Origin of the sequence: Pseudoalteromonas sp. TAB23, assembly GCF_000498075.1 — a bacterium.
Classification (GTDB): Bacteria; Pseudomonadota; Gammaproteobacteria; order Enterobacterales; family Alteromonadaceae; genus Pseudoalteromonas; species Pseudoalteromonas arctica.
This window is the reverse complement of the sequence record NZ_AUTP01000234.1, coordinates 1-16480: the sequence shown is the minus strand read 5'-3', so window position 1 is coordinate 16480 and position 16480 is coordinate 1. Positions and strand designations below refer to the sequence as shown.

Sequence of the window (16480 nt, the reverse complement as noted above, 5' to 3'; positions counted from 1 at the left end):
TGACGTGGTCAACTAAATTCAGTCACCCTAGTTAAGAAACCATATCTAATGTTTCGGTTCGTTCTTCAAAGTCATTTGGGCTTTGATAATTTAAGTACGAATGTAAGCGACGACTGTTGTACCACATGCAGATGTAATTCATTACATCCTGTTGAGCTTCATAACGCGTTGGGTAATTTTTCCAATGCACGCGCTCTTGCTTCAAACTACCGAAGAAGCTTTCTGCAACAGCATTATCCCAGCAACAACCTTTCTTACTCATGCTACCAATGAAGTCGTTTGACTTGAGCAATCTACGATATTGATGGCTTGCATATTGAACCCCTTGATCTGAATGGATAATCAACCCTGCTTTGGGTTGGCGTTGCCACATCGCCATAGTCAGTGCGTCACAGACAAGCTGCGCTTTCATTCGTGAGCCCATGCTCCAACCAACGACTTTACGCGAATATAAATCAATCACTACCGCCAGATATAACCAACCTTCTGCAGTCCAAACATAAGTGATATCTTGTACCCAAGCTTGATCAGCGGCTTCAACGTTGAAGTTTTGCTCAAGTACATTGGGATAAATAGGCTTGTTATGGTCACTATTCGTTGTTACTTTGTATTTCTTTTTATAACGCACCCAGACATTTGCCTCTTTCATTAACTGTGCTGTTTTGTGACGGCTCACCGGAAAACCGAGTGCATTTAAGACTTTCTGAATACGCCTTTCACCGTAAGTATTATCACTGAAGTGCGCTATGTCCTTGACCCAATCAATCATTTCTTGATGTGTTGGATCCTCTGATTTAGTTGAATATCGCTTTTGATAACTATAGTAATTGTTACTTTTTACACCCAGTATTCGGCACATTACCGCCACAGGCCAGGTCTTCTTGTATTGGGTTATGAACGAGTATTTCACTTCGTTTCTTTGGCAAAGAAGACCGTCGCTTTTTTTAATATTTCACGCTCCATTTCTAGGCGTTTCACTTGCGCTTTTAGCTCTCTGATCTCTTCTTGCTCAGGGGTCAAATTACCATTCCCTCTAAAAGCCTGCCCATCATCATTTTCAGCTTCTTTTATCCACCGACCAAGCATGTTGGGATTTACCCCTAAATTTCTAGAGGCTTCTGCTTGAGAGTAGTTTTGCTCAACAACTAATGCGATGGCATCAAGTTTAAATTCTTTGGAATACTTTTTACGTTTTGTCATTATCGATCTCCAGTTAAGTTGATTATCTCTTAACTGGGGTAGTCGAATCCATTAAACCACGTCAGAGTGTTAATAACTCCTTGTATAGATAAAGACGCTATGCGAGTGACGCAAGCTTAATACTTAAACGAAGAAATGAAAGAGTTGCAGCTGTTATGCGTAATGTAATGTGATACTGATAGCTTTAACTCAAAGATATTAAAGCACCACTCTATCCATAAAGTAGTTGGCGTATCAGATATGATCAAGGTTGAGGGCTGTACTACCCAAGAATATATCCAATCACCACATTTTCAGCTTAAGTAATGAAAAATAATCTTTCGTTGGTATCCATTATGTTTTTTAAACGTCTGAAGAACCGCTAAGTAAATCCAACAATTTCCAGTCTAAAGAAACGTAATATCAACTAGATATAAAAATTTTTGCCTAGTTATAGCGCAATTTACTTATCGTTAAATAAACCCCATATATAAGCCGGTTGGTATAAACACATATCAGGGCAAGTAAAACATAAAAAAAGCCTACTGAAATTTCAGTAGGCTTTAATATTAAACACTTTCGTTTATAAACTTATTTACTAAAGATATTAGAAACGTAAGTTTAGTCCTAAGTTGAAACGTCTGCCGTATACGTCGTAATACTCACCTTCATCGTATGTGCCAGGATTTCTAGGAGGTGTAATATCAAATAAGTTTGAAACACCTAATCTTACTTCGAGCATTTCGCTAACAGTATAACGACCATTTATTGACCATTCTGTATAAGAAGGAACATCATTATAGTTGTTATTTTCAGCAGTCCACTCTCTGTCTAATACTGTTGAATGGCGGTATTTACCAATCATACCTACGTATAAATCATCGTAAGTATAGCCTACCGTTAGGTTACCCTGCCAACGAGGGTATCTTACTTCACCAACTGTAGGTGTTGGTTCATAGCCTTCGCTAGAAACATCTGTATTAAACTCTCTATGCTCAAGGTAACTTGCTAGTAAACGGAAGTTAAATGAACCGTAGCTCGTTTCATACTTGTATGTACCTTCTAAATCAACACCTTTAAGAGAGTAAGATGCTAAGTTATATGGTCCATTACGAACCTCAGAAATATCAAGAGTCGTAGGATCACGGTCAACTAAGTCACAAGCACTATTATCTAAACTAGACGCTTCGTAACAATCATCAATAACACGCTGTGCACCTAAAGAGTTAATTGCATCTTCAACGTCAAAACTCCAATAATCTGCAATTAACGTGATATTTTCAGTTGGGGTATAAATTACACCAAATAATGTATCGTCAGAAGTTTCTTCTTGAAGGTTTGCATTACCTGAATTCACACTTGGTGGAGTAACACTACGCCAATCATCAGATGGTCTCCAATCTCCAACTGTAGTACCTGGGTTTGGAATACCTGCAGCTTGACAGTTAGCAATTAAGTTTGCTTTTTTGCTATCACTCGCTGTAGATATATTAGTTTGGTCACATGGATCGCCATAAGACGCGAATGACTGAGTACCAGCAGAATAAAGTTGAGATAATGATGGAGCACGAACCGACTTAGACTTTGTACCACGGAAACGAAGTTCATCGTTCATTGCATAGTTAAAGCCTACCTTCCAAGCTACATTATCGCCCACTGAAGAGTAATCCATGTAACGAGCGGCTAACTCAAGGCTTAATGAATCAACAAATGGTGCATCCACTAATAATGGAACTGACATTTCAACACCAATTTCATCAACTGTAAATTCACCATCCCATGCTTTTACAAAGTTACCAAACACTAGATTATTCTGCATTGCTGCACCAGGTTCATTAGAACCAGTTTCTTTACGATGCTCAGCACTTAAAGCAAAAGAAACACCACCGGCAGGCATATCAAAAGCATAACCAGAAATAACACCACCAATAACTTGCTGCTGTTTAACTTTAGAAATTGATGCTGAGGTAGTAACGTAATCTAAAGCTTCTTGAGATGCACCATTAAGACCGAACAGGCTCAATGCCTGACAACCATCTAACGCACCAACTAAAGAACCATCTGAATCACGGTCTGCACAACGAATTGCTCCGTCAATTTCTACCGCGTCAATAGCCTTGTTAAAGTTCTCAGTAAGGAATTCACCGTTCCATGTAGTGTCGTTTTTATTGCGACCGTAACTAAAATATACTTCGTAATCGAACTCTTCTAGTAGTAACCCTTGGAAAGAAAGAGTTGTATTAAGTGTTGTGCGATCATCTTCATAGGTACGATTACCGAAACCCGAAGCTAGCTTATAAATTGTAACTGAATCTCTATCAGCTTCATCTAGTTGTGCTTTAGCAGCCGGGTCTAAAAATGCATTATCTGAACGAATCGATTCAGCAAGGAAAATTGGGCTACTTTCTGCATAAGCACTTGCTTTTGAAAAAGAAACTTCAAAATTCATTGAATGATCGTCAGCATAATTATTTACAATGTTTGTAAAAACATTAAAACGATTAAGTGGTGTTGCAAGATCTTGATGTTCAATAAATTTGTAACCATTAGAGAAGCCGTCACCAAAATATCTAAGTTGATTATTCGGCGCAGGTCTTGTTACACCACCAACTATAACGGGACTAAACTCACCATTATCACCAAATACAACATGGCCATCAGGTAAGAAAGCATCACCTGCGCGATCGTAATAGCCTAGTGTTTGCAAACCGGCAAACTCACCTGTAGCTAAAATATTCTGTGGAATTCCATCTGTGTCAGAAACATTATCAGGGTTTAACATCCCAGAAACTGGGTTACGAAGAAAGTCACGGTCTTGAGCTTCAAGCTGTTCTGTTTCTGAGTAAGATAAGCTCGTAATAAAACTTATTTTATCGCTTTCACCACCAAACGTGAATGAAAAAGACTCTTCTTCACCACCGCTTTGTTCTGTAATAGATTTTTTGTAGTTGAAGTCCATAGTATCTTGAGACTTTTTCAAAATAATATTAACTACACCCGCAATTGCATCTGAACCGTAAACTGCTGACGCGCCGCCATGAACAATATCCATACGTTCAATCATTTCAGTCGGAATGCCGTTTAAATCTACCGCAGGATTATCTACAGAAGCACCTACGTATCGACGACCGTTTACAAGTACTAAAGTACGACCTTCTCCAAGCTGACGAAGATCTGTAGTATTTATACCCGCACCAAAAATAGTGTTAGTAGTTGTTGTAGGTGCAGAGCCTACGCCAGATGAAGGCAGCTTTTGTAACAAGTCTGAGATGTTTGTGATGCCGGCATTAGATAGCTCTTCGCCAGTAATTGTAGTTACAGGAGTAGGTGAAACCTCTGAAAAACGCTTAATACGCGAGCCTGTAACCTCTATACGTTCTACTTTTTCAACGCCTTCTTCTGCCGCAATTGAATTTGCAGCGAAAACAGCCGTTGATGCTGTACCAAAAGCAATCGCTAAGCGAACTGCCTTTGAAATTTTATTGTTTAACATTTGATTCTCCCTAGAATACTATTTTATTATTTATGCTTAATTTTTAAAATTAATGCGCAATAAAGCCACTTAATAAGACTAAAAATGCCTATATGAAGGTACAGTAGGACTTTATTGTGTGACGGATGATAGTACTAGAGAAACAAAGAGGTCAACACATTATTAACTTTAAACCAGCAAAAATAACAAATGTATCTTTCACCATTACATTAAAATCAACAGTAAGCAGCTGATTTTATTGAAAAAGTAATATGTGTATATTTAAAGCTTATGTCACCTTAAAATAAAACACTTTAATAACAATAACTTGAATGTTTGTAAAGATTTGTAACAAAGCATCGCTAAAACATATAAAAACATTCATATTTAGTAGACTTATCTAAAGCTGCAGGTTTAAAAAGTGTCTCTTTTATTTAAGGTTGAATAAAAATAACTTTACTATCAACTAGATAGTCTCACTTCTATACCTTAACAATAAGATGTATATGCGATTACTTTAGTCTTTTCGAGTATATGACTTATAGTATGCTTGTAAAATTTATTATAGGAATTGACCCAATTAATGTATAAACATACATAATTACTTACTCCTTCCTTATTTTGCAATCTGAGTTGTTAATTTTATGCTTAGATATGTGAAAAAACCTTTTGAAGTAGTCACTTAAATTTTATCCTGATCTTTTCAGGGTAGGTAGATTATAACCAAGCTTCCTGTGTGGATTTTATGTAAATACCTACTACTGCCCGCATTTAATTTGTTTGAAAATTCAATTTAGAACTATTAGGTACACTTGTCAGATTACAAGTTTGGTTATATTATTTTGTAATTTCGCCTACATCGCGTTTAACCTGATTTATTGATCTAGGCAGCTGCAAATCATAAATAAACTTTCTTTGATATGTCGTAAAAATGTTCATTATCATTTTTATACTCGAAAAGAGCATCGACTGATGAGTGTTTGTTTAATGACAGGAAATTATGAACTCAATTGTGAAGGTAGTGCTTGAACATTTGGTTATTAACTGGACAATATTATTCCTTAATACTTTTTCTAACAATATTGAAACCATCTCTTTATTTACTAATTTTATAACATTCACTTGAGTATCACATTAACCGGTAAATCAAAGTTAAAATATCCAAAGTTATCAGATAAGCTACATGTATCTGATACGGCCTTAACTGGTAATATTTAATGTACTTAAGAAGAGTTTCCCCCTATTAAGTGTAATGCGGGATATCCTCTATATTTAAATTTACAGATACTTTTGCCGGGAGCCTCTACAATGATTATCGCTAGAAATAGAACAACTAAAGTTTATAGTTACTCAGAATAAATAAGGTATAAATTATAAATCACGACAAACACTTAAAAAACTTATTACCATTAAAATCAACCGCTTAATTTCACTAAGAGATAAGTAATATATAATAGTTTTGTAAAACATACGTTATTGAAATACGATAAAACACCAACTAAATACAAAGTTACCACGTTAACAAGGTTTGGCAGATAGTCGAAATTCAATGAAATAATGTAGCCTGGAGGAGGGGTAAGTTTAATAGCAAATAGTTTACTTAATATAGATAACCTGTCCGCATTATTATTAGTACTAACACATCAAGATTTCAAACATAAGTTAAAGTATTGCAATTAAACTTAGTAGTAAAATTAGTTCCTATCTTGGTAAATATTTCCTCTTTTGTTAATTTCTCTCATTGCCTCTTGGTTTTTTTTGCGTATTTCTTCTGCCAACTCTTTTGACATGCATGTACGCTTTTTAATATTACTACCTGTCACCGCTATTTTTTCGCATACCATATTTTCATTACTGCTTAGAGAGTCTTCACTCAGTGAACTACAACCAGATAGAAATAGTAAATTTGAAATGATTATCAGCTCTATTTAGCTATCAACGATATCGACCATACGAAAACTAAAGCCATATCACCGCAGACGAACGGTATCTGCGAACGCTTCCATAAAACGATATTGCAAGAGTTTTATCAGGTGACATTCCGTAAAAAACTATATAGTTCACTGGATGAATTACAGAAGGATCTAGACGAATGGATGGTTTACTAAAATAATGACTGAACTCATCAGGGGAAAATGTGCTGTGTAGAACAACATTAGAAAAATTATTAGACGGAAAATCGATTTAGGCTGAGAAAAGTTTAGCTCAAATCTAAACTGACAGTCACCGATTAATAAACGGGTAACTGTCAGATCGAGTCTGATCTAGTACATTTAATAACTGGCGAGTATCTCATTTAGAGCAAATTCGATGGGTGATTGATTTCTTATTAATCACACTAATACAGTTAATAGCTTTAAATTAAAAAACCCATAGTGAAATTCACTATGGGTTTTATTTAGCTGTAACTTAAAGTTAGAACTTCAGATTAAAGCTTACATGAACAAAGCGACCTAGCGTGTCATAAAAACCTGCAACTGTGTTTGCATTAGAAGCTACAGTATTACCAACTAACGGTGGCTCTTTATCGAAGATATTATTCATACCGCCAGTAAAGGTTAAATGCTCGTTATATGAGTAGCTACCTGAAACATCAATAAAGTTATATGCTTCAATACCGCCATCATCAATTAACAACGTATCTGCAGTTCCTTCATAGTCTACAGTACCGTAGTAACGCCATTTAACACCTACACGCCAATCATCACGTAAGTAATTTACATTAGCTGTGTGACGCCATTTTGGAGATGCGAAACAGTCAGTACTAATAGTTCCTGAACAGTCATAAGCTAAATCCGCATCACCTAAAATAGGTTCAACTTCTTTTTGAATGCTGTAGTAACCATTAATATCAAAGTTTAATGCGCCTTCTTCTAAATCCATTTTGTAAGCTGCTGTAAAGTCAACACCTTCCCATGTTTGGCCGCCAATGTTATCGCTCAAGTTTGTAACAAAACCAGCTTGACCTAACCATAAGCTACCAGATGGGCTACGAGTAACATTGTCACAGAAGAATGCATCGCCTGTTTCAGCACAGTTATTGATAATTCTTTCTGCACCTACAACACCAATTACTTTTTCAATTTCAATCTTGAAGTAATCAATTGAGAAGTTAAATCCATCTAATGGATTTGCAACTAAACCGATTGTAATTGTATCGCCTTCTTCTGGTTCTAGTAACTGATTACCACCTGCAAATTGGTTATATTGACCCGCTGGAGACTCACCAATACCACCGTACTGTGAAGCACTTACGCCTGTATTAGCACATTGGCTAGCAGTAAAAGTTGGACGGTCACCTACAGCAGCAGCATTTGGATCGCCAGCACAAGGGTCATCACCACTCCATAAGCTAATACTTTGTGCAGAGAATAACTCACCAACATTTGGTGCACGCACAACTTTTGCATAACTTGCTCTTAATTTGTATGCATCTGCAATCGTGTAATCTGTACCAATTGAGTATGTAGTATCTGAACCTGTTGTTGAATAATCAGACCAGCGAGCAGCAGCAGATACATTTAATTCATCAAGTACAGGAATTTGTAATTCACCATAAACTTCATTTACATCAATAGCACCATACAAGCTCGGAGACGGACCACCTTGACCTAGCAGTTGACCTTCTTCATAAACAGTATCTGAAACACGTTCGTAATCTTGCTCACGACGCTCAAAACCGAACACTGCAGCGATAGGAGTTGATGCTGTTGGTAATGTCCAATCAAATTCACCAGTAACATAACCGCTATAAATAATTTGCGTTACTAAGCCTGTTTGTGTTCCAACACCAGCTAATTGTGCTGCCTGCTCTGCGGTAACACCATCTAGTTCAAATACGTTGTATAATAAACAACCATCTGCAGTATCACACTCTGTACCTACAGCACCAACGCGTGGAGCAATTTTCGGCGAAAGTAAATCATTTTTATAAACTGAGCTTGATGTTGTTGCAGAGTAGTTATAGCTAATATCGTAAGACCAGCTATCGTTAATCTCACCTTCCATACCGGTTAAGATTCTGTATGACGTATGCTCAAGGTTATCTTCTCGTGGACCACCTTCAACGTTACGCTTACCAATATAAGCAACAAATTGATCATCGCCGTCTTGGCTAAATAAAGTTTGTAGCTGTTCTTTTTGAAGATCAGATAACAATGGGTTGTTATAATCGAATAAGATTTCTTCGTTATAAAAAGTACCAGATTCAGCAATTTGGCCAGCTGTTCTGTTGTGCATAAATGAGAATTCTAAATACGGTCTAAAGTGCTCATTTATTTCGTAATCAATAAATGTACCAAACGTAAAGCGCTCATTTGGACGTAAGAAGTGGTTTACCGGTGCAAAGTTATAACGGTAGCCATCATCTTCCATAAAACCTTGGCCATTTGGATTCAAATAACCAAAAAGATTCTGATCGTAATCAACTTCACCATCTACAACCGGATAAATATCAAAATGAGGATTTGGTGTTGTAGCAGAACCACTACATGATTGACCATTACCACCCAAAGCACACGATGAGTAGTCGCGAGTACCTTGTACTAATTCGTTCTGACGGTTATAAGTAACATAACCTACGGCATGACCTTTTCCGCCATCAAATCCACCACCAACAGTAAAGTCGATGCTGTAAGCTTTACCATCGATTCCAGTATTACCTGTATCGTAGTCATAGCCTTTATCATCCATCAAGCCTTGCATGTATTTATTATCATTGTTGTGCTGGAAGCCAGATGTACCCACATTTAGTGAAATACCATCAAACTCATCATCCATAACAAAGTTAACAACACCAGCTACGGCATCTGCTCCGTATACTGCAGCTGCGCCACCTGTTAGCACATCAACGCGTTTAATTAAAGAGGCTGGGATTTGGTTAATATCAGCAACTTGAGACGTTATGCTACCGGCCTGCATTCTACGACCATTAATTAACACTAGGGTTCTGTTTGAGCCTAAGCCACGTAAATCAACAGTTGCAGTACCTGTTGCGCCATTAGCTAAAAATGAACTTTGAGCAGCTTCTATTTGTGGAAGTTGATTTAAAACATCTTCAACACGAGTAAAACCACTTAACTTAATTTCTTCAGCAGTCATTACTGTTACAGGGCTAGATGTTTCTAAGTCAGTTCTTTTAATTCTAGAACCAGTAACTTGAATACGCTCTACTTTCTCTATTTCATCTTCAGCTGCAAAAGAATTTGCTGAAAAAACAGCTGTTGAAGCTGCGCCAAAAGCAAGTGCAATACGCACCGCTTTAGCTACTTGATTATTTAACATTTGATTCTCCCTGGTGTCACTACTTAATCGTAGCAATCATTATTTATTTATTTTTATAGTTACAGTTAGTTAACAGTAACTAAAACAAATAATAAACAAAAACCACTAAAAAGCCAATAAAAGTTAATGGGATTTTGCAAAAAAGAAGATTAAAACGATATAAAGAATAAATAACGAGCTAAATTAGAATTAATTACAAATATGCAGGTTAAAAACCCAAGATAATTGCCATTTTGGGTACAGTCAAAATACCCCCCCTTGAAAACCTAACCCTAAAGCAACATTTGAGTTCACTATAAGACCAATCATTTCAATTAACGGTACAATCTGTTTTTCTACATAAATTGCATAGTCATAGCTATGAAAGCCTTGATACAGTTCAACTCCAGCAGTTGTGTAAACGAATGTAACAAATTCCCCCCTATTGACCGTAAATTCGCTATTTTTTTTCTGGTGTTTTTTAACTGCTTGAACATGAGGGGGGATATTTTTTTTATAATCGATTAAGTTTTGACCTAATCTCTTTTTAAAAATGAGTAAATGATCAAAATCACCTTGGTATAACTTTGTTGTATAGTCTTTAACAAGGTCATTTATATTTAAATTTCCATCAAAAAGACTAGTAAATAGGTCGAACTGGAATTGTTGAGCAAGTTTAGTCCAATCACTTCTTACTGTTTCTAATCCTTTAAATACTAGTTTTGATTCGTTTGGTTTAATTAATTTACCGACATAGCGCTTTTTAGAGCCAACTAGCTTCCCCCTTATGGTTGGCAAAAAGAAAGGGCTATAAAGAGATTCAAATTCTATTTCTAAATGACTTGTTAAGTTGTGCGTTTGTTTAATCTCGTTAATCCAATCTGTAGTTATCTTTTTAGCTAAAAACACGCCAATTTCATTACACTCGTCGTGGGTTAAATCATCATCCAACTTAATAAATGTAGAATCGGTATCACCATAAATAACGCTATAACCAAGCTCTTCTATCCACCTTTTAGTTTGTAGCATTATTTCGTGCCCTCTTAACGTAATAGAGCTAGATAACCTAGGATCGTAAAACCTGCACCCTTTTGAGCCTAAAACACCATATAAGCTATTCATTATTATTTTAATTGCTTGAGAAAGCATTTGATCTTGATTGTCTTTGGCGAGCTGCCTTTGGGACGCTAAGCTTTTAACAAGTAAAGGTAAGTGATGCTTGTCTCGCGAGAATAGGGCTTCATTAAAACCCTGCACACTTTGGTTTGGATTTTTTAAACCTTCTATCAGTCCAAGTGGATCAATATAGAAAGTTTGCATAATACTGGGGTACAAGCTTTTAAAATCTAAAACAATGACATTTTTATAAAGCCCAGGAATAGACTCCATTACATAACCGCCCGGGCTTTCAAATGTAAGTCCATGATCGCCCATATTAGGGGCAACATAACCGCTGCGATGCAGTAATGGTAAATACATATTGATAAAAGCAGCGACAGAGCCGCCCTTTTTTTCAAGTTCTAATCCTGTGAGCTTTGTTCTTATAATAGAAAAATCGAGTAGCTTTAATTTATCAAAAATTTTATTTACCAAAATACAATCTTGTCGATTATATTTTGCTAAAGAAAGCTTATCTTCATTAAATTGCCTAATAATTTCCTGCAGACTATTAGCCGTGTCGATTAATTTGGACTCACCCAACACTTGATTTGAAACATTAGCTAAAGAAAAACTCTCAAAGCTATATGTACCATTTTTTAAAGTGTCTATTCCATCAACCACACATCGCCCAGGGATCGATACTCGAGTAAAGTGTCCTTTGCGAACATATAAAGGTTGATCTCCCCTACCCAGTAATAACTTAATGCCTAGTGCTTCCGCTCTTTCATGAATAACCGAAAAATCGAACTCAATTACATTCCAGCCAATTATGACATCAGGATCGCTAAGCTTAATAAAATGCTCTACCCCCCTTAACAGCTCAGCCTCATCTACACACCAAATAATATCGAACTCTAGGTTTTCAGCTTCTCTATCTGGCTCGCCAATCATTAAAACACAGTCTAAATTACAGCCCACAAGTCCAACAGAAAACAAAACGCCACTTTCGTTACATTCAATGTCTAACGAGAGTTTATTAAGAGCTGGGGAATACTCATCATTTGCTTTTAATTTTGCCTCTGTTACTAATGTATAACCATTTTGATAAAAAACATTACCCGTTATCCAAGCACCTCCTTTTATAAAGCGCTCCATTAGGTAGCGCTCTATTGGTCGAATATCTTCTTCAAATAATACAACTCCACGTTGCTTTAAAGCTTTAGCAGCAGAATAAAAATGTTTAAGTGATTTGAAGTAGCAGGCCGACATATCTTCTTGCTGAAAGTTTTTTAACCCAAGACTTTTAATATTAAAGATAAGTGACTCAGCTGCTAATATTTTATGCGCTATTTCAGCATCTTTACTTTTGATAAAAAACAGCGCATTTTCGTTAACTGATATTGTTTTTATAGGCCCTTTATCACTACAAAACCACGCTTCGTAGCAGATGCCGTTAGCAGTATCATAAGCATGAGAAGAAACAATAAAACCGGCTGTTAAGTACATTATTACTAAACCTTATTCATATATATGTAAGTTTTTACTTAATTCAAAATGCTTTAAAGCCATACATTCAACCTAAATAAACACTCAGATACTTTATTTGCTAAATTAATCTCATCACTTCTTGTAGTTACACTCTTATAACTCTAAAATCCATAGCACTGTAATTATATACATACTTTAGGTAAATCATCCCATGCTTTCTGACTCACTAAAAAAAACAATTAGGCAAGTACACCAGCATGTGGCTAGCAACCTAAACGATTATCGCCCTCGTAGCAGTCAAAACTACCTTGTAGCCGAAATAGCAAAAACGCTTGCTGGCGAATACCATAAAAAGCAGCGTATTTGCGTAATTGAAGCAGGCACCGGTACCGGTAAGTCTCTTGCCTATTGTTTAGGCGCATTGCCTCTTGCCTTAGCGCAAAAAAAGAAGCTAGTTATTTCTACCGCAACCGTTGCACTGCAAGAACAATTAATAGCAAAAGAACTCCCATTTTTTAAAAAGCATTCAGGCCTCGACTTTAAATTTGATTTAGTAAAAGGTCGCCATCGTTATATTTGTGCCCACAAATTACATAATGCTGTAAACGGCGATAGCCAAACACAAATGGACTTTATGCCAACGCTTACTTCACCATTGAGCGCAATGGAAACCAAGTGTTTGAATGAGCTATATAACGCCTATGTGAATAAAAAATGGCAAGGCGATAGAGACAGTTGGGCCGATACTGTACCCGATAGAGTGTGGAACTTAATAGCGTGCGATAAACATTCATGCCAACGCCAAATGAAGGCCCATCAAACATGTCCGTTTCAGCTTGCTCGTAATCAATTAATGCAAATGGACGTACTGGTAATTAATCACTCTTTATTACTTGCTGATTTAGACTTAGGCGGCGGTAAAATTTTACCAGAGCCCGACAACACCATTTATGTAATTGATGAAGCGCATCATTTAGCACATATAACACGCGATTTTTCATCAGCTGCAGCAACAATTAAAGGCACGATAGAGTGGCTTGATAAGCTCACCAAGTTTAGCGGGAAAATGGCGAAGGTTTTAGTGGGGCAAAGAGCTATTGGGCAAAACTTTAAACTTTGCGACAGCATTAATGACGCGAATAAAGATTTAAAAGTAGTTCGCGATATTCTTGATAATGCCGACTTTGAATACTCAAAAGACGATACTTACCGCTTTGAACACGGTGAAATCCCAGAATCTCTGCACAGTAAAGCAAAAGACATAAGCGAAGCCACGCAAGATGCGCTGCGCTGTTTAAACAAAATGCACGACACCCTTACCCAAGATGTAAGTGACGGCGACATAAAACCTTACGTTGCCGACCCAATACTAGGCGAAAGCGGGCAATATATTAATCGGCTAGAGCAACTAAACAAACTCTGGTTTAGTTACGCAAAAAAAGGCGAAGGTGCTCCTCATGCACGGTGGATAAAACGCCTTGAATACAAAAGCCATCACGACCATCTATTAAGCGACTGCCCTATTGAAGTCGGTTATTATTTAAAAGATAAGTTATGGCGAGAATGCGCGGGCGCTGTTTTGTGCTCTGCTACATTAAGTGCACTGGGCTCGTTCGATCACTTTGCTTACGAAACAGGACTTGCTAAAGAAGAAGGCGTTAAATTTATTAAAGTACCTTCTCCTTTTGATTACCCCAAACAAGCCACTTTACGTATTCCGGTATCTAAAGTAGAACCAACTGATAAAGACTTTAGTGATCACCTAGCTAAAACATTACCAGAGTACCTAGATGATAAAAAAGCGAACCTTGTACTATTCGCTTCTTACTGGCAAATGGACCACGTAACAAAGTTTCTTAGAACAAAAGGTTTTAACTTATTAGTACAAGGTGAGATGTCGCGAGAAGCGTTGCTTAAATTACACACCAAAAATGTAGATGAAGGCAAAGGCAGTATTTTATTTGGAACACAAAGCCTTTCAGAAGGTCTTGATTTACCTGGTAAATATTTAGAGAACTTAATAATTACCAAAATTCCGTTTGCTGTACCTACTTCGCCAATAGAAGAAGCGCAAGCAGAATTTGTACAAAGCAAAGGCGGTAACCCGTTTTTAACGATTACCGTACCAGACGCCGCAAAGAAATTGGTACAAAGCTGTGGTAGACTGCTGCGAAAAGAGAGTGATGAAGGCTGTATTACTATTCTCGATAGGCGCTTAGTTACTAAGCGATACGGTAAAGCCATGCTCGACACCCTACCACCTTTTAAAAGACAAATAGATTATTAATGTTTGAACTCGCACTCGATCCAACAACTTGGGCTGTTTTATGTGCTGTTGCACTTGCCGCAGGTTTTATAGACGCTATCGCCGGTGGCGGTGGCATGTTAACTGTGCCCGCTTTACTAACAGCTGGCTTACCTCCGCATTTAACACTAGGAACCAATAAACTAGCAGCAAGTTTTGGCTCGTTAACGGCAAGCTATACATACTATAAAAAGAACTTATTTAGTCCTAAGTTTTGGGCAGCCTCTATTATTGCTACCGCAATAGGTGCATTGATAGGTACTGTTATTGTTGATCATTTAAGTATCGATTTTTTAAACAAACTACTACCCATTATTATTATTTTAGTTGCCGCTTATAGCTTATTTGGTAATTTAAGTACCACAGAAGGCGATGAACTCCCTAAACTAAACAAAGCGATGAAAATAAAACAATGGCTACAGGGTTTAGCATTAGGCTTTTTTGATGGTTTAGCAGGCCCAGGTACGGGGACATTTTGGACCGCTTCTAATGGCATGCTTTATAAAATGAACTTGCTACTCAATTGTGGTTTAGCGCGTTCAATGAACTTTGTTTCTAACTTTATATCGCTCATCACCTTTGTAGCACTCGGACATGTAAACTTTTTACTTGGCATAACAATGGGCTTTTTTATTATGCTAGGCGCATGGTTTGGAGCACATTCAGCAATACGTTTTGGTAGTAAATTTATTCGCCCTGTATTTAATACTATGGTTATACTTTTAGCATTAAAACTAATTTACGAGGCTTACTTTTAATATGCACCCTACAGCTTTAGATAAACTACGCCAACAAGTTGCAACGCTAAAACAACAAGCTGATCAATTTGATAAAGCTAAACTTTTTTCTAAAAATCGTTACATGCAAGCGCAACCTAGCTTGTTTGACCGCGCAGTTTTTAGTACAAAAAGCATGAACCTAGTCGATTACGTAATAGAAATAGAAGACGAAGTGTCAAGATTACCGCCAAGTGAGCATCGCCATGCTTATACTTACGCGCTTGAACGTATAGGAGCTCAGGTACAAGCTGTATTCAACGTTATTAAATCAACGCCTATTTGGGTTAAAGAAAACAAAAGCCATTATAAACCACGCCCTAAGCAAACCGTTTATAAGCAAGCGGTACAAAAAATAATGCAATCATCGCACGAGCTTTACGACGAATTAAAACAAAACCATGAGTTTGAACGCCGTTTAGTGCTCATGATTGAAGAGCGTAAAATGCAAATGGATAAAGCCTCGCCAGCTAAAGCACAAAAGCTTAACCTTGAAATATTAAGCACACACGCTCGATTAGGCCGCTGCAGAAAAGCAATTTCTGCCACTGAGGATAAAATACAACAAGTAGAAAAACAGCAGCTGCGTTAAGCCGCACTTTACTATGCAGCTTTATTATCATCCATTGTATTCAGACCTTATCCTTGCAGAACGTCATCGATTCCCTATTCAAAAGTATAAGTTACTTAAAACCGAAATAGAAAATCTAGGTGTTTCGGCTATTCACTTTCAAGAGCCTAAAAAAGCAACTAAATCTCAACTTGCGTTATGTCATAGCCAACGTTATATAGATGACTTTTTAAATGGGACTCTAAGCGATAAAGCAATAAAAAAGATGGGATTTCCCTATTCGCAACAACTTGTAGAGCGTACTCTTTTATCAATTGGCGGGAGTA

Annotated in this window: 7 protein-coding genes and 2 pseudogenes; 5 read left to right on the top strand and 4 right to left on the bottom strand. The window is 37.1% G+C overall.

Translation table 11 applies throughout. The features are described from left to right. Window positions 1-31 precede the first annotated feature (31 nt). Window positions 32-1200, bottom strand: a protein-coding gene (locus L654_RS0114165; RefSeq protein WP_139016089.1) for an IS3 family transposase whose coding sequence is annotated in 2 segments (ribosomal slippage) — window positions 32-924 and window positions 924-1200 — 1170 coding nt in all. Because the reading frame shifts where the segments join, the coding sequence is not laid out codon by codon here. Window positions 1201-1786: 586 nt separating this feature from the next. Continuing rightward, on the bottom strand, window positions 1787-4672 hold the full coding sequence (locus tag L654_RS0114155; RefSeq protein ID WP_024593663.1) for a TonB-dependent receptor: 2886 nt from the start codon (window positions 4670-4672) through the stop codon (window positions 1787-1789). A gap of 1889 nt (window positions 4673-6561) precedes the next feature. Between L654_RS0114155 and L654_RS1000000127315 the strand changes: the two are divergent. Then, a pseudogene (locus L654_RS1000000127315) lies at window positions 6562-6839 on the top strand (integrase core domain-containing protein); the annotation flags it as partial. A gap of 227 nt (window positions 6840-7066) precedes the next feature. Here L654_RS1000000127315 and L654_RS0114145 read toward each other — a convergent pair. Then, window positions 7067-9934, bottom strand: coding sequence for a TonB-dependent receptor (locus L654_RS0114145; RefSeq protein WP_024608255.1), 2868 nt, complete (start codon window positions 9932-9934; stop codon window positions 7067-7069). A 243-nt stretch (window positions 9935-10177) separates the two neighbouring features. Further along, window positions 10178-12520: a DNA polymerase II gene (locus L654_RS0114140; protein WP_024608254.1), complete on the bottom strand. Its 2343-nt coding sequence runs from the start codon at window positions 12518-12520 to the stop codon at window positions 10178-10180. Between the two features lie 193 nt (window positions 12521-12713). Between L654_RS0114140 and dinG the strand changes: the two genes are divergently transcribed. The 4 genes and pseudogenes from dinG to L654_RS0114120 all read left to right on the top strand — a co-directional run. Then, entirely contained in the window at window positions 12714-14789 is a 2076-nt protein-coding gene (gene dinG, locus L654_RS0114135) for an ATP-dependent DNA helicase DinG (RefSeq protein ID WP_024608253.1), read from the top strand. Next, on the top strand, window positions 14789-15565 hold the full coding sequence (locus L654_RS0114130; protein ID WP_024593658.1) for a TSUP family transporter: 777 nt from the start codon (window positions 14789-14791) through the stop codon (window positions 15563-15565). The genes dinG and L654_RS0114130 overlap by 1 nt, the downstream gene beginning before the upstream one ends. A gap of 1 nt (window position 15566) precedes the next feature. Continuing rightward, window positions 15567-16175: a primosomal replication protein gene (locus tag L654_RS0114125; protein ID WP_024608252.1), complete on the top strand. Its 609-nt coding sequence runs from the start codon at window positions 15567-15569 to the stop codon at window positions 16173-16175. A gap of 13 nt (window positions 16176-16188) precedes the next feature. Next, window positions 16189-16480, top strand: a pseudogene (locus tag L654_RS0114120) (histone deacetylase); the annotation flags it as partial.